This is a genomic window from Micromonospora krabiensis, from assembly GCF_900091425.1.
Lineage (GTDB): Bacteria > Actinomycetota > Actinomycetes > Mycobacteriales > Micromonosporaceae > Micromonospora > Micromonospora krabiensis.
This window is the reverse complement of the sequence record NZ_LT598496.1, coordinates 3622185-3641091: the sequence shown is the minus strand read 5'-3', so window position 1 is coordinate 3641091 and position 18907 is coordinate 3622185. Positions and strand designations below refer to the sequence as shown.

Sequence of the window (18907 nt, the reverse complement as noted above, 5' to 3'; positions counted from 1 at the left end):
CCCGCCGCCACGCGGCCCTGACGAGTACGACGGCGTCATCCGGAACGGGTTGGAGACCCGGGGCGTCCACCGACCGATCCAGGTGGACGCCCCGGGCGTTTCTCGTTCGACGTGCCCCGGTCCGCGGACCGGGGCACGTCGCGTTCCGGCCCGCGCACGCCGCTGGTCAGGGTCGACCCGACGTGCCCGCCGGTCGGGCCGGGTCACAGCACCCGCAGGGCCGTGCAGAGCCAGCGGCCCCGGCGGTGTTCCAGGCGCAGGGCCATCGCCCAGTGCCGGCCCGTCCCGGCCAGGACCGCGGCGACCTCCACCGCGCCGTCCCGGGGCTCGCCGGCGCGCAGGCGGCGCAGCCGGACGCCGGGCCGGGTGGACCGGCGGCGGGTCGGGGCGACGCGGGTGGCGGCGCCGGCCAGCTCCATCAGCAGGTCGTGTGCCCGGGTGGGGTCGAGCAGGGGTCGGAGCTGGGCCGGTGGTCGGTAGCCGTTGAGCACCTCCAGGCAGGTGCCGACGAACCGGTGGGCGGCCCGGGTCGCCTCCGGGGTGGCGGTCACCAGGGCGGCGCGCGGCAGCGGGGCGGTCGGCTGTCGCCCCGGGCCGGCGGGGATCGGCCGCAGCCCCGCGCGGCGGTCCGGTGGGCGGCCGGAGTCGGGTCGCCCGGTCGCGAAGAGGTCAAGCGCGAGTTGCCCGTGCGTCGGTGCCGGCCAGGCGCCGTCGTCGTCGTGGAAGGGCGGGTCGAGCGGCGGTGCCGGGCGCAGTCGGATGGGGGGCCGGGTCGGCCCGGGGCGACGGATGTCGGTCATCGACTGCTCCCCGATCTTGCGTTTGCCTTCGTTTGCCTTCGACAGCCCCCATTCTCGGCTACGCAGTGCCATCGGTCAATGGCGTGACGGCGCCCTGGGCCTACTCGACGTCGCGCTCGGTGAGGGGGTTGCCGCGTACCCACTCGGCCGTCTCGTCGTACTTGCGCTGGATGTACTCCTCCAGGCGAGCGCGCTCGACGCGCCACTGGCCGCGCCCGCCGATCTTGATCGCGGGCAGTTCACCGCTGCGCACCATGTGGTAGACCTGCGAATCCGACACGTTCAGCTCGGCGGCCACGTCGGACAGCAGCAGGAACCTCGGCTCCACGGAAACTCCCTCGATTGGCATCGGTTGCCTCAGTTTGCCATCGTCCGTCGGCACAACCCAGCGGGCGACCGGTGGCGCCCGGAGCGACCCTGCCGGACACACCGGCCCGGAACTTCCGCCGCCGGGACGCGAGGTGTATGACGGTCACGGCGTACGGCATGATCTGCGCCCGGGCCGGCGGACGCCGGTGGAGGACCTGAGCGGGGAGACGACCGGTGACCGACGAGCTTGTCCGGGTGTACGTGCCGGCGACCGTACCCATGCTGGCCCGGCTGCGCGACGAGGGCCTCACCGCCGCCGAGGGGCACGCGGTGACCCCGTCGCTGCGCGAGTGGTACGCCGAGGGCGACGAGGAGGAGTTGGAGTACGTCGCGTTCACCCGCGCCGCCCAGGACGCGTTGCAGCTGCTCCGGGCCGACCCCGCGGCGCCCCGGCGGCGGGTCGTCGTCTCCGTCGACCTGGCGCCCTCGGCGGTCGGACGGCCGGACCAGGAGTTGGGGTCGAGCACGGTGGCTCTGGCCGGCGCGGTGCCGCTGCGTGCCGTCGCGGCGATCCACGTGGACGGCGCCGAGGCGGTCGAGGACGTGGCCGCGGCCGCCGAGGTGGTGGTCGAGGCGCTCGCCGGTGACCCGGACGCGCAGTTCACCGTCGACGGCGCCGAGGACCACGAGCTGGAGTGGTACGACCCGACCGAGCTGGAGCTGCTGCTCCGCTCCGTCTCCTGAGCCAGCACCCGGGCAGCCCGGCGCCCGGGCAGCGGTTCGGAAGGCTCAGCCCGCCTCGTTCTCGGCGGGTTCCTCGTCCTGGCGGGTCGGTCCGAGCGTCCGGCCGAACGCGATCAGCGCGGTGAGCGCCCCGACGAAGAGCACCCAGATGCCGTTGTCGACCCGCGAGGTGCCGAGGCTGGTCTGGGCCACCGCGTCGGCCTCGCTCAGGGCACTGGCCAGGTCGAGCAGCGAACGCCCGCCGACCCGGATGATGACCTCGGCCAGCAGCAGGAGCAGGCCCGGCCCGGCGCCGGCCAGCAGGTACGCGGGCCAGCGTGGCGGGTTCGTGGCGCCACGGGCGGCGGCGCGGCGGCGCGCCCAGGTCAGGTAGCCGAAGGCCAGGAGCCCGGCGACGAGACCGGCCAGCAGGGATTCGGTGCGGGAGACCCACTTGGCCGCGTCCACCATCGACTGCTGGGTGTCCCCGGCGCCGAACAGGTCGAAGAGCGGGTCGCGGGCGCGGCTGAACGCGACCACGAACACGAGCGTGCCCAGCGCGGCGGCGACCACGGCACCGACCACGGGCGTGCTCCGGGCACCGGCCACCGCGCCGCCGATGATCGCGGCGGCGGCCGTCGTGCCCGCGATGACGTTGGTGATCGAGTTGTCGGCGTAGGTGAGGTTGACGACGACCGCGGCGGCGAGCCCGATGAGCACGCCGGTGCCGGTCGCGGCGAGGAACCGGAGGGTGGCCCGTTCGCCGACGCGGTGACCGAGCAGGTCGACGCCGAGGACGGCCACGGCCGCGCCGGCGACCAAGGCGGCCGAGATCACACCCGGCAACGCGAAGGCGGAGAGGCTGATCGCGGTGACCCCGGCGGACGCGGAGTGGATCACCTCGCGGGTGGACCAGAGCATCGCGGCCAGCCAGGCCAGCGCGAGCAGGGCGAGCACCGCGACGGCCGGCGCGGACGGCCGGCGCTCGGTGGCGTCACCGAGATCGTCGGTGTCGGCCGCGTCGTGGGCAGCCTCGTCGGCGGTCGCCGGGGGGGCGCCGGCCGTCGCGACGGTCTCGGCCGGCGTGGTGGCGTCGGTGTCGCCGACCACGGGCCGGTCCGGCTCCGCGGCGGTCGAACCGCCGGGCTGCTTGGTCATCGTCTTCCCTTCGCGGGTCGGCACGTCACCGGCCATCCAGCCTAGCCGCCCGCGCTTCCCGTCCTCCGCACGCACCGTCCCGGCCGGGACCGGCCGACCTCCGTCGATCCGTGCCGGTGCCGGCGCTCCGGACGAGGGCGTACGCGCGTACGGGGGCGGTGGGGTGGTCACCGGCGCGTGGAACAATCTCGGCAGGTCCCGCCGCCGTGGCCGGTCATCCCGGGGTGGTGTGCGGCGTCCGGCCGTCCGGTCGGTGCCCGCGGGTCCGGTTCCGCCACCGCAGTCGAGATCGCCAGGAGCCTTCATGGACGCCGTGTTCTCTGTACCCGAGCCGCGCAACGAGCCGGTACGCACCTACGAGCCGGGCAGCGCCGACCGGGAGCGGCTCCAACGGCGGTTGACCGAGCTGGCCGCGGAGCGGATCGACCTGCCGATGACCATCGGCGGCGAGCAGCGGATGGCCGGCGGCGAGTCGATCAACGTGGTGCAGCCGCACAAGCACGCCCACGTCCTGGGCGTCACGGGCCACGCCACCCACGACGACGCCCGCGCGGCGGTGCGGGCGGCGAAGGACGCGGCCCCGATGTGGCGGGCCCTGCCGTTCGAGGAGCGCGCGGCGATCTTCCTGCGCGCGGCCGAGCTGCTCTCCGGCCCGTGGCGCGACACCCTGAACGCCGCCACCATGCTCGGCCAGTCGAAGACGGCCGTGCAGGCGGAGATCGACTCGGCGTGCGAGTTCATCGACTTCCTGCGCTTCAACGTGCACTTCGCCCGCAAGCTGCTCGCCGAGCAGCCGCTGTCGTCGGCCGGCGTCTGGAACCGGTTCGACCACCGGCCGCTGGAGGGCTTCGTCTACGCGGTGACCCCGTTCAACTTCACCGCGATCGCCGGCAACCTGCCGTCGGCGCCGGCGCTGCTCGGCAACACGGTGGTGTGGAAGCCGGGCCCGACGCAGCAGTTCGCCGCGCACTTCACGATGCGGCTGTTCGAGGCGGCCGGCCTCCCGCCCGGTGTGATCAACATGGTCACCGGGCGCGGTGAGGAGGTCTCCGACGTGGTCCTCGCCGACCCGGACCTGGCCGGCATCCACTTCACCGGGTCGACCAAGGTCTTCCAGCACCTGTGGCGGACGGTCGGTGAGAACATCGCCCGCTACCGGGGCTACCCCCGCCTGGTCGGCGAGACCGGTGGCAAGGACTTCGTGGTCGCGCACACCAGCGCCGACGTGGACGCGCTGCACACCGCGCTGATCCGGGGCGCCTACGAGTACCAGGGCCAGAAGTGCTCGGCGGCCTCCCGCGCGTACGTCCCGCGGTCGATCTGGGAGGGTGGCCTGCGCGACCGGCTGGCCGCCACGGCGGACTCGCTGGCGTACGGCGACGTCACCGACTTCCGCAACTTCGGCGGCGCGGTGATCGACGACAAGGCGTTCGCCCGGCACACCGCCGCGCTGGAGCTGATCTCCGGTGACGACACCTGCCGGGTGCTGGCCGGCGGCACCGCCGACGACTCGGTGGGGTACTTCGTGCGGCCGACGCTGTTCGAGTGCTCCGACGCCGGGCACGAGACCTTCACCACCGAGTACTTCGGCCCGATCCTCGGCGTGCACGTGTTCGAGGACTCCCGCTTCGACGAGGTGGTGGCCCAGGCGGAGTCCATCGCCCCGTACGCGCTGACCGGGTCGATCTTCGCGACGGACCGTCGGGTGGTCGACGCGGTCGCGGAGAAGATGCGGTACGCGGCCGGCAACTTCTACATCAACGACAAGCCGACCGGCGCGGTGGTCGGGCAGCAACCGTTCGGCGGCGCCCGGGCCAGCGGCACCAACGACAAGGCCGGCTCGTGGCACAACCTGGTGCGGTGGATGTCGCCGCGGACGATCAAGGAGACGTTCGTCCCGCCGACCGACCACGCGTACCCCCACATGGGCTGACCCGCGCCGGCCGGGGCCCTCGTCTCTCCCTCAGCGGGGAGGGACGGGGGCCCCGGGTCGTGTCCGGGGCCCGACGGGTCGGCCGCGCCCACCCAGCCATCGATGGTCCTCAACGGACTGTCGTCGGCCGACAGTGCACATTGGAAGTCCTGTCGGGTGGCAAACCGTGAAATCCTGGACGGCGCGACGGCAAAGTGGCAGCGTAATGCCCATGGCGGATTCCGGAGTCAACCCCACGGCGGCGGCCCTCCTCGGGCTGCTCCACGAGGGGCCGATGACAGGCGGCCAGCTGATGGCCGCCGCTGAGCGCAGATTGGCGCCGTACTGGTCGATGACCCGCAGCCAGGTCTACCGGGAGTTGCCGGTGCTGGCCGAGCGGGGCCTGGTCCGGATGGGGAAGCCCGGGCCGCGGCTGAGCCAGCCGTACGCGATCACCGCGTCCGGAAAACGGACGTTCTCGAAGTGGCTGGCCGAGAACCCCGGCCGGGACACCATCCGGAACCCGATCGCCCTGCGCATGGCCTTCGGTCAGCTGCACTCGCCCAGCCAGCTGAAGAACCTGTACGCGTCGGCCAACGAGTACCACACCGAGGCCCTCGCGCAGGTCCGGGAGCAGGTCAAGAACGCCAAGAAGGAGGGCGAGACGTACGACGCCAGCGCCCTGGAGTTCGCCGTCGCCTACCACAAGGCCGCGCTGACCTGGCTGAAAACCGCCCCGGTCGGGTGATCTTCCACCGGTCCGTCCCCGGGGTCGCCCGCCACCGGGCCGGCGTCACCTGGGCGGTTTTCCGTCGGCGACCGCGGGCCTCGCACGCCCACCGCCGGCCCGCGCAGTAGTCTTGTCTGTCGTGACCGCTGCCGACTACGCCGAACAGCTCAAGGAACTCGACGCCACCCTGCGCAACATCGAGGCCGTGCTCGACCTTGACCGGCTGCGTGAGGACAAGGCCCGCCTCGAGGAGGCCGCCTCCGCCCCCGACCTCTGGGACGACCAGGCCAAGGCGCAGCAGGTGACGTCCCAGTTGTCGTACGTCAACGGCGAGATCGACAAGCTCGGCAGCCTCCGCTCCCGGCTGGACGACGCCCAGGTGCTGCTGGAACTGGCCGAGGCGGAGTCCGACCCGGGTGTGCTCGGCGAGGTGGAGAGCGAGATCACCGGGCTGGCCAAGGCCATCCAGGAGATGGAGGTCCGCACGCTGCTCTCCGGTGAGTACGACTCCCGGGAGGCCCTGGTGGCCATCCGCGCCGGCGCCGGCGGTGTCGACGCGGCGGACTTCGCCGAGATGCTGCTGCGGATGTACCTGCGCTGGGCCGAGCGGCACGGCTACCCGACCGAGGTCTACGAGACCTCGTACGCGGAGGAGGCCGGCCTCAAGTCCGCCACCTTCACGGTCAAGGTCCCCTACGCCTACGGCACCCTCAGCGTCGAGTCGGGCACCCACCGGCTGGTCCGGATCAGCCCGTTCGACAACCAGGGCCGCCGGCAGACCAGCTTCGCCGGCGTCGAGGTGCTGCCCGTGGTGGAGCAGACCGACCACATCGACATCCCCGAGAACGAGATGCGGATCGACGTCTACCGCTCCTCGGGCCCGGGTGGGCAGAGCGTCAACACCACCGACTCGGCCGTGCGGATCACGCACATCCCGACCGGCATCGTGGTGACCTGCCAGAACGAGAAGTCCCAGCTGCAGAACAAGGCGTCCGCGCTGCGGGTGCTCCAGGCCCGGCTGCTGGAGCGCAAGCGCCAGGAGGAGCAGGCCAAGATGGCGGGCCTGAAGACCGACGCCGCCGGCTCGTGGGGCGACCAGATGCGGTCGTACGTCCTGCACCCGTATCAGATGGTGAAGGATCTCCGAACCGAGCAGGAGACCGGCAATCCGAGCGCGGTCTTCGACGGCGAGTTGGACAGCTTCATCGAAGCCGGGATCCGTTGGCGCAAACAGCGAGAGCTTGCCGGCGACAGTGCGTGACGGTCCGCGGGCGGAGCGCGTCATCGATCTCGGCACAACCCACTAAATCGATGACGCGATCCGCTTCGGCGGGGCGTGGGACTTGGCTCCTCGGTTACACCGCGTAGACTCATCACCCGTGATTCAGCTTGAGCAAGTGACGAAGACGTACCCGAAGGCGTCCCGGCCTTCGCTCGACAACGTGTCCGTCTCCATCGACAAGGGCGAGTTCGTCTTCTTCATCGGGCCATCCGGCTCCGGCAAGTCCACGATCATCAAGATGCTGCTGCACGAGGTCAGCCCCAACAAGGGTCGCGTCGTCGTGAACGGCAAGGACGTCACGTCGATGCGTTCGTGGAAGCGACCGCACTTCCGGCGTTCGATCGGCTGCGTCTTCCAGGACTTCCGGCTGCTGCCGAACCGCACCGCGTACGAGAACGTCGCGTTCGCCCTCGAGGTGATCGGCAAGACGAAGGCGGTCGCCCGCCGGGTCGTCCCCGAGGTGCTGGAGCTGGTGGGGCTCGGTGGCAAGGAGCACCGCTACCCGCACGAGCTCTCCGGTGGTGAGCAGCAGCGGGTCGCCGTCGCTCGGGCCTTCGTGAACCGCCCGCTGATCCTGCTGGCCGACGAGCCGACCGGAAACCTGGACCCGGACACGTCGATCGAGATCATGCGCCTGCTGGACCGGATCAACCGCACCGGCACGACCGTCGTGATGGTCACGCACGACTCCAACATCGTGAACCAGATGCGCCGCCGCGTCATCGAGATCGAGAGCGGCCGCATCGTGCGCGACCAGGCCCGCGGCGTCTACGGGTGACCTGAACTCCACCCCGCCGCCTGACTGACGACGAACACCTCATGCCGGAGACCCGGAGGAAATCCCGATGCGCGTGAAATACGTCCTGTCCGAGGTACTGGTCGGACTGTGGCGCAACGTGACCATGACCATCGCGATGATCATCACGATGGCGGTCTCGCTGACCATGCTCGGCGCCAGCGGTCTCATGTACCGCCAGGTCGACGACATGAAGGACCTCTACTACAAGAACATCGAGGTCTCGATCTTCCTGACCCAGGAGGTGACCGAGCAGCAGCGCACCGACCTGGACGGCAAGCTGAAGAGCGACCCCCTGATCAAGGAGGTCCTGTACGTCAACAAGGACGAGGCGTACAAGCGCTTCAAGGAGATGTACCAGGACGCGCCCGACCTGGTGAACGCCGTGAAGCCGGACCAACTGCCCGAGTCGTTCCGGTTGAAGCTGGTCAACCCTGAGCAGTACAAGGACATCTACGACCAGTACAAGGACACCGAGGGGGTCGACGAGATCGTCGACCAGAGCCGGTTGCTGGACAAGATCTTCAACATCCTCACCGCCATCCAGAACATCGCGCTGGCGGCCGCGATCGTGATGGCCATCGCGGCACTGCTGCTGGTCGCGAACACCATCCAGGTGGCCGCGTACAGCAAGCGGCGCGAGGTTGCCGTCATGAAGCTCGTCGGCGCGTCCAACTGGTTCATCCAGGCGCCGTTCGTGCTGGAGGCGGTCGTCGCCGGCCTGATCGGCGCACTGCTCGGTCTGGTGGCGTTGATCCTCGCGAAGTACCTGCTCTTCGACGGCTCACTACAGGCGCTCCAGGGCCTGTTGTCCCCGGTCAGCTGGGGCGACATCCTGTTCGTCTTCCCGTTCATGGCCCTGATCGGTGGCCTGGTCAGCGCGGTCACCGCGTGGGTCACGCTCCGGTTCTACCTGCGGGTCTAGTCGCCGTACGGGTCGTCCCGGTCTCGTCGTCGGGGCCCTCCCGCGCCAGGAATAAACGGCGCGGGAGGGCCCTTGTCATTCGGGTAGCATGATCTCCGCCGCGCGACCGGGTCCTCCCGTCCGCCGGCGTGACCAGGAAGGGAGGTGGCGCCGATGCCACGGGAAAAGGGACGCAAGGTCGTCGCCTCCAACCGCAAGGCGCGGCACGACTACGCCATCCTCGACACGTACGAGGCGGGCATGGCGTTGACCGGCACCGAGGTCAAGTCGCTGCGCGCGGGGCGTGCCTCGCTGGTGGACGCCTTCGCGCAGGAGCGCGACGGCGAGCTCTACCTGCACGGCATGCACATCCCGGAGTACACGCAGGGCACCTGGACCAACCACGAGCCCCGGCGTACCCGGAAGCTGCTGCTGAAGCGGCTGGAGATCGACCGGCTGATCGGCAAGACCCGCGAGGGCGGGCACACGCTGGTGCCGTTGCAGGTCTACTTCTCGGACGGCTGGGCCAAGGTGGAGATCGCTCTCGCCAAGGGCAAGAAGTCGTACGACAAGCGGCAGGACCTCGCCAAGCGGGACGCGGAGCGGGAGATCGCCCGGGTCAGCGGCCGGCGTGGCAAGGGAATGGATGACTGATTTGTCCTGTTCGCCTGGGTCGGCGCGCCGGCCCGGGGCTCGGGATGAAACAGGTTGTGCCAAGCGTTAGGCTTGTCAGTGCCGCCACATCGGTGGCCTGTCGAGGGGGTGACTGGTTTCGACTTCGTACGCAGCGACAGGGGAAGCGAGCCGAGGAAGCCGACGTCGTCTCGAGAATCGGTCGTCGGAAACCAATAAGCGCCAAGAACAATCGCGCTGACTTCGCTCTCGCCGCCTGAGGCGAGTAGCGAGTCTGTCGGCCTGGGAACGCCTTCGTCCCAGTTAGCCGGCATCAGCTAGAAGGCTGGCCAATCGGACCCGGTCGCGGGGTCCGTGCGGCGAGATCAATCAGCGACTGGGCCCGTCACACCAACTTGCTCGCGTGAGCGGTGGGGCCGAGTAGAGGCATAGCGAGCTGCGCTCGGAGAAGCCCTGACAAACCGGCGAAGGACCCGGGTTCGATTCCCGGCACCTCCACCACCTGACCTGTGCGCCCCGGTCCACCGGACCGGGGCGCACAGTCGTTTCCTGGGACAGCAGTGGCCGGCGGGTCAGCCGGGGCTGATGGGACGGATGAGGCGCCCCCGGCACCTGGACAGTCGGCAGCGGTGGGTTCACCATCGGCGTACGCGGTCTGACGCAGCGCGGGAGGTGTCCCATGGTCACCCAACCGATCCGGCAACCGTCCGCCGTTCCCGGGGCGCTCCGGCCGCCCGCCGTCCGCCCGCACCCGGTCTCCCTCCTCGGTGACCTGCGGGTGCTCGACCGGGCGCTCGCTGATCCGGCGGGGGAGCCCTGCTGGCGGCAGCGGGCGATGATCCGGCTGGCGCCGGTTCGGCGGGGCTTCGCGGCCCACGTACGGGCCACCGAGGGCCCGGGCGGCCTCTACGCCGAGCTGCTGGCGCAGGCGCCCCGGCTCGACCGCGGGGTGCGTCGGCTGACCCGGGAACACGCCGTGATCGCCGCGATGGTCGCGACCCTCCAGCGCGCCGTCGAGCTGCCCGACACGCCGGCGGACGAGCTGCGCGGTCTCACCGCCCACCTGCTCGGCGCGCTGGCCCGACACCGGCAGCGCGGCGCCGACCTGCTCTGGCAGGCGTACGAGACCGACCTCGGCGGCGAGACCTGAGCGTCGGCGTCACCCGATCCGCGGGCGCCGGCCGGTGGCCGGGCTGAGCGCGCGGCGGGAACCGGTGGCCGACGCGACACGTCCTACCGCCATGCGTCGACCACTCGTCCTGCTGAGCCTGCCGCTGCTGATGCTGGCCGCCGCGTGCGCCCAGACCGGCTCCACCCCCACCGCTGCGGGTGGGGCCACCAGTCCGGACCACCGTTGGGAGGGCTTCTCGCAGCGGGCCACGGAGGCCGCCGAGGCGTGGCGACCCGATCCGACGTGGACCCGCGGGTACGTGCCGCTGGAGGGCCCGACCGTGCTGACCGGCGACCCGCGGTTCACGCCCGACACCGAGCTGGCGTACCAGGCGGGCTGGTACCGCGCGCAGGTTCCGCTGCCCGGTGGGCGGCCGGCCGACGGCACGATCCGCTTCCCGGACGGCACGCTGACCGTGCCGCTGGTGAGCGCCGCCGACGCGTACCGGGAGCTCGACCAGGGGGACCCGCCGCCGTGCGAGGAGCGTCCACAGTCGCCGCCGCCCCGGACCAAGGGTGGTCCGACGATCGAGCCCGGACCGGACGGCTGGGTGACCGGCCCGCCGCAGTCCGCCTGCACTCCGCTGACCATCACCGCCGTGCGGCTCGACACCGCGCCCGTGCGGACCAGCCGGGGCGAGGCGCGGGTGCCGGCGTGGCTGTTCACGGTGCAGGAGTTGGCGGTCCCGGTGGCCCGGCTCGCGGTGGCGCCCCAGGCGACCGGGGCCGCCCCGGAGGGCAGCACCCCGCAGCGCGGCGCCCCCGACGGCGTCGTCGGCGCACAGGACCTCCAGGAGGTGGACGGCGACCGCGTCACCTACCGGCTGGGCGTGGGCGCCTGCGACACCGGCATCACCCCCCTCGTGCAGGAGCGTGACGACGTCGTGGTGGTCGGCGGCGGGGTGACCCGGGCCAGCGGAATCTGCACCGACCAGCTGAAGCTGGCGCCGGTCACCGTCACGCTGAAGGCGCCGCTGGGCGCCCGACCCGTGCTGGACGTGCTCACCGGCGCGCCGCTGCGACTCGCGCCGCGTTGACGGCGGATGCGTCGGGTGACCGCTCGTCGGCGGGGGCCGGGCCGCGCGTGCCGCTCAGAGGAGCCGGGGCGGATCCGTGCTGATCGGCACCGGCAGCACGGTCGGGCCGTCCGCCGCCAACCCGTCGGCGAGCGCCTCCCCGAGCTCGTCCGGCGTCTGCACCACGCGGGCGTGGCAGCCGTACCCCCGCGCCACGGCCGTGAGGTCCAGGCCGGGCAGGTCCAGCCCGGGCACGCCGGGCGTGTCCTTGAGCTCGGCGAACGCCTTCAGGATCGCGTACTGCTGGTTGACCGGCACCACCACGACCAGCGGCAGCCGCAGCCGCGCGGCCGTCCACAGCGCCTGCACCGAGTAGTGGAACGAGCCGTCGCCGATCACCGCGACCACCGGGCGGCCCCGACCGGTGTCCCGCTCGGCCAGCGCCACGCCGACCGCCGCCGGCAGGCCGTAGCCCAGGCCACCGCTGGCCATCGTGAAGTACGACGACGGGCGGGTGATGCGCAGCCGCCGGCGCAGGGCGGACAGGTTGGACGGGCTCTCCTGCACCAGCACGCCGTCCGCCGGCCAGTGCCCGGCCAGCGCGGCGAACAGCGCGTCGGCGCTCAGCGGTGTCGTGACCTCCGGCGGTGGCGGCGCGGGGCTCGGCTCCGGCGCCGGCCGGTCGGCGCGCGGCACGAGGTCGACCAGCGCGGCCAGGGCGAGCCCCGGGTCGGCGAGCACGCTGTCACCGACCGGTGCCCGGGCCACCTCGTCCGGGTCGTCGGTGACGTGCAGCAGCCGGGCCCCGTCCGGCAGGTACTCGCCCGGCACGTGGGGGTAGTAGCGGAAGACGGGCGCGCCCACCACGAGGATCGTGTCGTGGCCGCGCAGCGTGTCGGCGAGGGGGCCGATCGCGAACGGCAGCACGCCCCGGTAGTGCGGGTGGTCCTCCGGGAAACCGGCCCGCTCGGGCGCGGGGGCGGACCAGACCGGCGCGGCCAGCCGCTCGGCCAGCGCCGCCGCGAGCGGCCAGCCGTCCGCGCGGTCGACCGCGGCGCCGAACACCAGGGCCGGGTTGCGGCTGCCCGCGAGGAGGTCGGCGAAGCGTGCGAGCTGCTCCGGGTCCGGGGCGTAGCGGGTGGCCACCGAGCGTGGCGGCGGGGGCGGGTCGGCGGGCTGGGCCCAGTCGTCCAGCGGCAACGAGAGGAAGACCGGGCCGGCCGGTGGCTGCACCGCGGTCGCGTACGCCCGCAGCAGCGCGCCGGGGATGTCCTGCGCCCGGACGGGCTCGTAGGCCCACTTCACGTACGGCTGGGCGAACTCCGTCGCCCGGCGGCTGGTCAGCCGGGGTTCGAGCAGCAGCATCTCGCGGGTCTGCTGGCCGGCGGTGACGATGAGGGGGGTCTTGTTGTGCCAGGCGGTCACGAGGTTGCCCATGCCGTTGCCGGTGCCTGGGGCGGTGTGCAGGTTGACGTGCGCGGGGCGGCCGGTGGCCTGGGCGTACCCGTCGGCGATCCCGACCGCGGACGCCTCGTGCAACGCGAGCACGTAGTGGAAGTCGGGCGGGAACTCCTGGAGGAAGGGCTCCTCGGTGGAGCCGGGATTGCCGAAGACGGTGGTCAGGCCGAGGCTGCGGAGCAGGTCGTACGTCGTCTCCCGGACAGTTGCCATCGCCACCTGCCTCCGTGTCGCGGGCGTGCTCGGCTCGCCGGAGACGGCGCGCCCCGACCCCTGCGAATCTATCGGGACAGGCCGGGCAGTTCGGGCTTTTCTCCGCCGTCCCCCGGTCGTGCGCGGCCCGCCGCGCGCGGGCCCGAGCGGTCGGCGCTCGCGGATCGGCCGTCGGAACCATCGACGGTCCTTCATTTCGGCCGATCACCCGCCGCGCAGACCTTAGCCACCGACCCCGGCGCAGGCTATGGTGCCAGGCATGGCGTTGACAGCGCGGATCCCGATTGCCCGACAGGACAACGGCTCCCGTGCGGAGCACGGGTGACAGGTGCGTGACATGCAGGGAGAGGGCCAGGCGATCGGCGGGCGGGCCATGGAGTCGATGACCGGGCGGCTGCTGGTCGCGACTCCGGCTCTGAAGGACCCCAACTTCGACCGTACGGTGGTGCTGCTCGTCGCCCACGAGCCGGGCGGGGCGCTCGGCGTGGTGCTCAACCGTGCCACCGAGGTGCCGGTCTCCGACGTCCTCGGCGACTGGGGCGACCTGGCCCGGCACCCGGCGGTGCTCTTCGAGGGCGGGCCCGTCCAGCCCGACTCGGCCATCTGCCTCGCCCGGATGCGGCAGCCGGTGACCCGGCTCAAAGGCTTCCACCAGGTCTCCGGCGCGGTCGGCACCATCGACCTCTCGGTCGACCCGGAGCGGCTGCGGGAGAGCGTCGGCGGCATCCGGGTCTTCGCCGGCTACTCGGGCTGGGGTTCGGGGCAGCTGGAGAACGAGATCGAGGAGGGCTCCTGGTTCGTGCTCGACGCGCTGCCCGGGGACGCCTTCGTCGACCGGCCCGACGACCTGTGGCCGATGGTGCTGCGTCGCCAGGGCGGGATGATGGCCGCCGTGGCCCACTTCCCGCCGGACGTGGCGCTGAACTGACGGCCGGGGTCGGAGGGGGCCGTGACGGGGGCGGGTACCCCGCGAGATGACCACGCCCGCCGGCATGTGTATAGTTTCGCCAGTGCCCGGGCGACCGGGACAACCGCAAGGGGCCGTGGCGCAGCTGGTAGCGCACCACACTGGCAGTGTGGGGGTCAGGGGTTCGAGTCCCCTCGGCTCCACCCTTCGCGATCAGGGCGTTCGCCGGACACGGCGGACGCCCTCCGTCATTCCGGACAAGATGACGGCTCTTCACCGGCTCGACGAGGCGCACCTGGCAGCTGTCCCCCGCCGGTCGCGGCACACGGATCACGCGGACCACCAACGTGAGCGTCCGCGGGTTGCGCCGTGCGTGCTTTATCCCGCGCTGTGGGTCGGGTTGAAGTCGGTGCACCGCGTCGTCTTCCGCAACTGGCAGAAGATGGCGCTCTCGCCGCCTCGCCCGGACGCGGCCGCCTCCCCTCGGTGAGCCGGCGGCTTCCGGGACGATCACGGCTGGTGCCTCAGGCTGGTGGCGCGACCCGCTTCGGCGCTCGCCGTTGCGTACGTCGGCGCCTGATGGTGCATGAACGCCTTCCTGGGCGGCATGCGGTCCTGCGGTATCGTCTCGCCGATATTGGCGGACTATCGATTGAGGCCATGACAGTGCTCAAGCTGGAGCAAGCCAACACGATCATCGCCGCTGCGATCGCCCGCGGGCGGGCGATGAATCTCGATCCGCTGGCCGTCGCCGTGCTGGATGCCGGTGGCCACCTCCTCGCCTTTCAGCGCGAGGACGGGGCGGGTTTCGCGCGATTCCACCTGGCTCATGCGAAGGCGTGGGGAGCGTTGGGCATGGGCTTCGGCACGCGGGAGTTGATGGAGCGCGCTGAGAGTTTCCCGGCCTTCGTCATGGCCGCATCGGCTGCTACCGGCGGACGGATGATCCCTTCACCGGGCGGGGTGTTGATCCTCGACGCGAACGCGGCGGTGATCGGCGCGGTCGGCGCGTCCGGCGACGCCGGCGACAACGACGAAATCTGTGTGCTTGCCGCCATCGATGCCGTTGGCCTCGCGGCCCGCCCCGGAGCTGGTGAAGGCTAGCAACTGGGCAACCTCGGTTCTGCCCAGCGGCGTGCCCTGACTAACCGCCTGGCTTCAGCAGCATCAGCCGGGGCTGCATCGCGAAACCGTGCCGCTGGTAGAGGTCGATCGCCAGGGCGCGGGCGTGCACGGTGAGGTGCTCCAGTCCGAGTTCAGCCGCCCGGGTGACGACGGCGTGTACGAGCTGCCCGCCGACGCCGTGGTGCCGCTCCGCAGCGAGTACGTAGACGCTCTGCAAATCGCCGGAGCGCCGGTCGAAGGCGGCTGCGGACGGCACGCGATCGGTGATCGCCAGCCAGGCCATCCCGATGACGGCGTCGCCTCGGGCCGCGAGGAAACATTCGTGCCCGGGAGCGCTGCGAGCCCACGTCGTGAGGTAGGCGACGTAATCCTCCCGGCTGCCCTGGGGTCGCTGATCCAGCTCCAGCAGCCATTGCCAGCGAAGTTCTGCGGCGGCCGGGAGGTCTGTTTCGGTGGCACGACGGATCTGGATCTCGCTCACGCGGCCATTGCTATCACGTGACCGACCGAGGTCAGCCTGCCGGGTCGGCTGGTCCCGCAGGCCAGCTCGGTGATCCGGCGGCGTCCGGGACGAGCGCGGCTCGCGGCCTCAGGCCGGTGGTGCGACCTGCTTCGGTGGTCGACGGTAGCCGCTCGCGGTGTCCCAGACGGCGACGCCGGCGAGGACGAGGGTCGCCGCGGCCAGCGTGACCTCGGGCGGCAGGTGGACCGCCGCGGGGGAGAGGGCGGCGAGGACGACGATCCCGACCGGCCGGGGCGGCGTGACCCGGCCGAAGATCACGTATTCGAAGCCGGCCCGCCCGGCCAGGAACAGGGCGGGGCCGCCGGTGATGCCCGCGATCCACGCCGCCGGTGTCGACTCGGTGGGATGGTCGAGGGCCAGGGTGAAGCCGACCGCGGTCAGGATGCTGCCGGCGATCATGGCGATGTGCGCGTACGCGGACCACTGGCTGAGGCGGTGCGGGTTCCGAGAGGCCGCGATGGCCGGGGCGAGCTGGGAACCGGCCTGGTAGATGTAGAGCCGCCACATGAGGGCGGCGCTGGCGTACGACAGGGTGAGCACCAGCGTCCGGTCGAAGGTGAAGCTCTCGTAGCCGCTGGTGCTGAAGGTCAGGCCCATGATCAGGACGATCTCGCCGAGCGCGATGATGAAGACCTGCCGGTAACGCTCCGCGAGGTGAGTCGCAATACGGGTGCCGTTTCCTGACGTTTGCGCCACGGGACCGGCCAGCGCAGCGCGGCGGAGACGTAGTTGACGGCCAGGGCCGCCAGCCACACGACGCCGCGCGCCCACCCGTCGAGGAACGCACCGGGGATCCAGAGCGCCGTCGAGATGGCGGCCCAGAACCAGGCGCGCGTCGCGTGCCGCAGCACGGTGGTGCCGCGCGCGACGCGTAGGACGAAGAGGAACCGTCCCAGGTTGACGGCCGTGAAGATCACGCCGAACAGGAGGCCGTTGCCGTCGAATCCCTTCGGCACCTGGATGGCCATCAGCAGGATGCCGAACATCGCCAGGAGCACGTACCACTGCACGGACGCGCTCTGCGGGTCGAACTGGTCGGTGAGCCAGGCGGTCAGGAGCCAGAGCCACCACAGTGCCAGGAACAGCACCAGCGCTTCGAACCCGCCGGTCAGGGTGAGGTCGTCGATCAGCAGGTGGGTGAGCTGGGTCAGGGCGAAGACGTAGACCAGGTCGAAGAAGAGTTCGAGGAACGCGGGTTGTTTCGGCGCGTCCCGGGTCCGCAGCGGCGAGTGCGTCTGCGGGCGGTCGTTCGTCGATGGCACGGGTTCCCCTGCTGAGCGGTCGCCTGGGTGTGCACTCCGAGTGCTTATCCGAGTTTGATCCGGAATCACCTCATCGAATCGTCATAAGCTGGGCATACCGCCTGAACGATGCGATGGAGGGCCGGTGGACTCGTACCCTGCCGTGGAGGCACACGGACTGATCGGAGACCTTCAGACGGCCGCGCTGGTGACCGACGACGGGACCGTGAACTGGTTCTGCGCCCCCCGGTTCGACTCCCCGAGCATCTTCGCCGGGCTGCTGGACAACCGACGGGGCGGCCACTTCCAGATCTCCCCGGACGGCACCGACTACACCAGCAAACAGCTGTACCTGCCCAGCACACCGATCCTGATCACCCGATTCCTCACACCGGACGGTGTGGGCGAGGTGATCGACTTCATGCCGGTGACGGGTGAGCAGGCCACTGACCGGCACCGGCTGGTCCGCATCGTGCAGGTGGTCCGCGGCACCATGCGGTTCCGGATCGACTGTCAACCCCGGTTCGACTATGCCCGGGGGCGGCACGAGGTGGACATCCGTCCGGACGGGGTGGTCTTCCGCGGTTCGACCCTCACTGTGCACCTCAGCCCCATCCGGGGCGGCGGCCAGCTGTTCGAGGACGGCGAGGTCCGGCGCGGCGACGAGGGCGTCCACCTGGTCGGCACGCTGCGCCAGGGTCAGGTCGGCGGCGTGATCCTGGAGACGGCCGGGGACTCGCCGCGCGTCGTCACGCCCGACGAGGCCTGGGAACTGATGGACCGGACCCGGGACTACTGGCGGCGGTGGCTGGCCGACTACCGCTACCAGGGGCGGTGGCGGGAAATCGTCGAACGATCGGCGATCACGCTGAAGCTGATGACGTACGCCCCCACCGGCGCGCTGGTGGCCGCACCCACGGCCGGTCTGCCCGAGCAGGTCGGCGGGGAACGCAACTGGGACTACCGCTACGCCTGGATCCGCGACGCCTCCACCTCCGTGTTCGCGCTGTTGAGCGTGGGCTTCACCGAGGAGGCCCACCGGTATCTGGGCTGGGTCGAGGACCGCGTCGTGGCGAGCGCGAACGAGGGCGTACCGCTGCAGATCATGTACCGCGTCGACGGGCAGCGTGACCTCACCGAGGAGGTCCTCGACCATCTGGAGGGCTACCGGGGGTCGGCGCCGGTGCGGATCGGCAACGACGCGGCGGGTCAACTCCAGCTCGACATCTACGGCGAGGTCGTCCACGCCATCCATCGAGCGTCCAGTGAGGGCATGCACGGCTCCCACGAGGGATGGCGGAGCATGGTACGGATCGTCGACTGGCTCTGCGACAACTGGGACCAGCCCGAGGACGGCATCTGGGAGACCCGGGGCGGCCGTCAGGACTTCACCTACGGACGGCTGATGTCCTGGGTGGCGCTCGATCAGGGGATCCGCCTGGCCCGGCGCAACGGCCGTCCGGCGGAGACGGCGACGTGGGCGCGCAACCGCGACGCGATCTACGAGCAGATCATGTCCCAGGGGTTCCACCGCGGGCGTGGCGCGTTCGTGCAGCACTACCGGACCGACGTGCTGGACGCGTCGTTGCTCGCCATGCCGTCGCTCGGCATCGTGTCGCCGACCGACCCGATGTGGCTGTCGACGCTGCGGGCCATGGAGAACGAACTCGTGTCCGACAGCCTCGTCTACCGCTACAACCCGGCCGCGTCGCCCGACGGCCTGGCCGGGAACGAGGGCACCTTCAGCATGTGCAGCTTCTGGTACGTGCGGTCACTCGCCGAGGCCGGGCGCCTGGACGAGGCCCGGCTCACCTTCGAGAAGATGCTCACCTACAGCAGCCGGCTCGGCCTCTACTCCGAGGAGATCGCGCCCAGCGGCGAGCAGATCGGCAACTTCCCGCAGGCGTTCAGCCACCTGTCCCTCATCGCCGCCGCCCTCCATCTCGACCAGTTGATGTCCGAGCGGTCCCACCGGTCGTAGCGGTGGGCGAGGGCGTCCCCCGCCCC

At 71.5% G+C, this 18907-nt stretch carries 17 protein-coding genes, 1 tRNA gene, 1 other RNA gene and 1 pseudogene; 14 read left to right on the top strand and 6 right to left on the bottom strand.

What is annotated here, in order from left to right:
• Window positions 1-203 precede the first annotated feature (203 nt).
• Both GA0070620_RS16470 and GA0070620_RS16465 read right to left on the bottom strand, forming a co-directional pair.
• Window positions 204-800, bottom strand: coding sequence for an Rv3235 family protein (locus GA0070620_RS16470; RefSeq protein ID WP_091591916.1), 597 nt, complete (start codon window positions 798-800; stop codon window positions 204-206).
• 100 nt (window positions 801-900) lie between these two features.
• Window positions 901-1149, bottom strand: coding sequence for a helix-turn-helix domain-containing protein (locus GA0070620_RS16465; protein ID WP_172836445.1), 249 nt, complete (start codon window positions 1147-1149; stop codon window positions 901-903).
• 194 nt (window positions 1150-1343) lie between these two features.
• Between GA0070620_RS16465 and GA0070620_RS16460 the strand changes: the two genes are divergently transcribed.
• Window positions 1344-1853, top strand: coding sequence for a DUF6912 family protein (locus tag GA0070620_RS16460; protein WP_091591912.1), 510 nt, complete (start codon window positions 1344-1346; stop codon window positions 1851-1853).
• A 45-nt stretch (window positions 1854-1898) separates the two neighbouring features.
• On the opposite strand, the gene GA0070620_RS16455 is transcribed toward GA0070620_RS16460, so the two are convergent.
• Complete coding sequence (locus GA0070620_RS16455) at window positions 1899-2990, bottom strand: hypothetical protein (protein WP_091598847.1); 1092 nt, start codon at window positions 2988-2990, stop codon at window positions 1899-1901.
• A 304-nt stretch (window positions 2991-3294) separates the two neighbouring features.
• Between GA0070620_RS16455 and pruA the strand changes: the two genes are divergently transcribed.
• From pruA to GA0070620_RS16410, 9 genes are all read left to right on the top strand, one after another.
• Window positions 3295-4923 carry an L-glutamate gamma-semialdehyde dehydrogenase gene (pruA, locus tag GA0070620_RS16450; protein WP_091591910.1) on the top strand — a complete coding sequence of 543 codons (1629 nt, stop codon included), beginning with the start codon at window positions 3295-3297 and terminating at the stop codon, window positions 4921-4923.
• Window positions 4924-5134: 211 nt separating this feature from the next.
• On the top strand, window positions 5135-5650 hold the full coding sequence (locus GA0070620_RS16445; protein WP_091591908.1) for a PadR family transcriptional regulator: 516 nt from the start codon (window positions 5135-5137) through the stop codon (window positions 5648-5650).
• Window positions 5651-5771: 121 nt separating this feature from the next.
• Complete coding sequence (prfB, locus tag GA0070620_RS16440) at window positions 5772-6893, top strand: peptide chain release factor 2 (protein ID WP_091591905.1); 1122 nt, start codon at window positions 5772-5774, stop codon at window positions 6891-6893.
• Window positions 6894-7011: 118 nt separating this feature from the next.
• Window positions 7012-7692: a cell division ATP-binding protein FtsE gene (gene ftsE / locus GA0070620_RS16435; protein ID WP_091591903.1), complete on the top strand. Its 681-nt coding sequence runs from the start codon at window positions 7012-7014 to the stop codon at window positions 7690-7692.
• Window positions 7693-7759: 67 nt separating this feature from the next.
• Entirely contained in the window at window positions 7760-8635 is an 876-nt protein-coding gene (ftsX, locus tag GA0070620_RS16430; protein ID WP_091591901.1) for a permease-like cell division protein FtsX, read from the top strand.
• A gap of 153 nt (window positions 8636-8788) precedes the next feature.
• The gene (smpB, locus tag GA0070620_RS16425; RefSeq protein WP_091591898.1) at window positions 8789-9268 is read left to right on the top strand and encodes an SsrA-binding protein SmpB; all 480 of its coding nucleotides are present in this window, start codon (window positions 8789-8791) and stop codon (window positions 9266-9268) included.
• A 104-nt stretch (window positions 9269-9372) separates the two neighbouring features.
• Window positions 9373-9748, top strand: a transfer-messenger RNA (tmRNA) gene (ssrA, locus tag GA0070620_RS16420).
• A 178-nt stretch (window positions 9749-9926) separates the two neighbouring features.
• Window positions 9927-10397, top strand: a complete 471-nt coding sequence (locus GA0070620_RS16415; RefSeq protein ID WP_091591895.1) for a hemerythrin domain-containing protein — start codon at window positions 9927-9929, stop codon at window positions 10395-10397.
• A 91-nt stretch (window positions 10398-10488) separates the two neighbouring features.
• Complete coding sequence (locus tag GA0070620_RS16410) at window positions 10489-11454, top strand: hypothetical protein (RefSeq protein WP_091591892.1); 966 nt, start codon at window positions 10489-10491, stop codon at window positions 11452-11454.
• Window positions 11455-11508: 54 nt separating this feature from the next.
• On the opposite strand, the gene mdlC is transcribed toward GA0070620_RS16410, so the two are convergent.
• The gene (gene mdlC / locus GA0070620_RS16405) at window positions 11509-13104 is read right to left on the bottom strand and encodes a benzoylformate decarboxylase (protein ID WP_197677458.1); all 1596 of its coding nucleotides are present in this window, start codon (window positions 13102-13104) and stop codon (window positions 11509-11511) included.
• A 337-nt stretch (window positions 13105-13441) separates the two neighbouring features.
• Here mdlC and GA0070620_RS16400 point away from each other — a divergent pair, with 337 nt between their 5' ends.
• The 3 genes from GA0070620_RS16400 (at window position 13442) to GA0070620_RS16390 (ending at window position 15115) form a co-directional block, all read left to right on the top strand.
• Window positions 13442-14032 carry a YqgE/AlgH family protein gene (locus tag GA0070620_RS16400; RefSeq protein WP_091598844.1) on the top strand — a complete coding sequence of 197 codons (591 nt, stop codon included), beginning with the start codon at window positions 13442-13444 and terminating at the stop codon, window positions 14030-14032.
• Window positions 14033-14141: 109 nt separating this feature from the next.
• Window positions 14142-14214 (top strand) — tRNA-Ala (locus GA0070620_RS16395).
• Window positions 14215-14671: 457 nt separating this feature from the next.
• Entirely contained in the window at window positions 14672-15115 is a 444-nt protein-coding gene (locus GA0070620_RS16390; protein ID WP_091591887.1) for a GlcG/HbpS family heme-binding protein, read from the top strand.
• A 40-nt stretch (window positions 15116-15155) separates the two neighbouring features.
• Here the strand turns inward: GA0070620_RS16390 and GA0070620_RS16385 are convergent, their stop codons facing one another.
• The gene (locus GA0070620_RS16385; RefSeq protein WP_091591884.1) at window positions 15156-15617 is read right to left on the bottom strand and encodes a GNAT family N-acetyltransferase; all 462 of its coding nucleotides are present in this window, start codon (window positions 15615-15617) and stop codon (window positions 15156-15158) included.
• Between the two features lie 108 nt (window positions 15618-15725).
• A pseudogene (locus GA0070620_RS33600) lies at window positions 15726-16921 on the bottom strand (low temperature requirement protein A).
• Between the two features lie 124 nt (window positions 16922-17045).
• Here GA0070620_RS33600 and GA0070620_RS16370 point away from each other — a divergent pair.
• Window positions 17046-18881 carry a glycoside hydrolase family 15 protein gene (locus GA0070620_RS16370; RefSeq protein WP_091591876.1) on the top strand — a complete coding sequence of 612 codons (1836 nt, stop codon included), beginning with the start codon at window positions 17046-17048 and terminating at the stop codon, window positions 18879-18881.
• The last annotated feature ends 26 nt before the right edge of the window (window positions 18882-18907 follow it).

Excerpts from the sequence above, each read along its gene's own strand:
- GA0070620_RS16470 (WP_091591916.1), bottom strand. The coding sequence starts at position 800 with ATGACCGACATCCGTCGCCCCGGGCCGACCCGGCCCCCCATCCGACTG.
- GA0070620_RS16400 (WP_091598844.1), top strand. The coding sequence starts at position 13,442 with ATGCAGGGAGAGGGCCAGGCGATCGGCGGGCGGGCCATGGAGTCGATG.
- ftsX (WP_091591901.1), top strand. The coding sequence starts at position 7,760 with ATGCGCGTGAAATACGTCCTGTCCGAGGTACTGGTCGGACTGTGGCGC.
- GA0070620_RS16415 (WP_091591895.1), top strand. The coding sequence starts at position 9,927 with ATGGTCACCCAACCGATCCGGCAACCGTCCGCCGTTCCCGGGGCGCTC.
- mdlC (WP_197677458.1), bottom strand. The coding sequence starts at position 13,104 with ATGGCAACTGTCCGGGAGACGACGTACGACCTGCTCCGCAGCCTCGGC.
- GA0070620_RS16390 (WP_091591887.1), top strand. The coding sequence starts at position 14,672 with ATGACAGTGCTCAAGCTGGAGCAAGCCAACACGATCATCGCCGCTGCG.
- pruA (WP_091591910.1), top strand. The coding sequence starts at position 3,295 with ATGGACGCCGTGTTCTCTGTACCCGAGCCGCGCAACGAGCCGGTACGC.
- GA0070620_RS16410 (WP_091591892.1), top strand. The coding sequence starts at position 10,489 with ATGCGTCGACCACTCGTCCTGCTGAGCCTGCCGCTGCTGATGCTGGCC.
- GA0070620_RS16445 (WP_091591908.1), top strand. The coding sequence starts at position 5,135 with ATGGCGGATTCCGGAGTCAACCCCACGGCGGCGGCCCTCCTCGGGCTG.
- smpB (WP_091591898.1), top strand. The coding sequence starts at position 8,789 with ATGCCACGGGAAAAGGGACGCAAGGTCGTCGCCTCCAACCGCAAGGCG.
- GA0070620_RS16455 (WP_091598847.1), bottom strand. The coding sequence starts at position 2,990 with ATGACCAAGCAGCCCGGCGGTTCGACCGCCGCGGAGCCGGACCGGCCC.
- GA0070620_RS16465 (WP_172836445.1), bottom strand. The coding sequence starts at position 1,149 with ATGCCAATCGAGGGAGTTTCCGTGGAGCCGAGGTTCCTGCTGCTGTCC.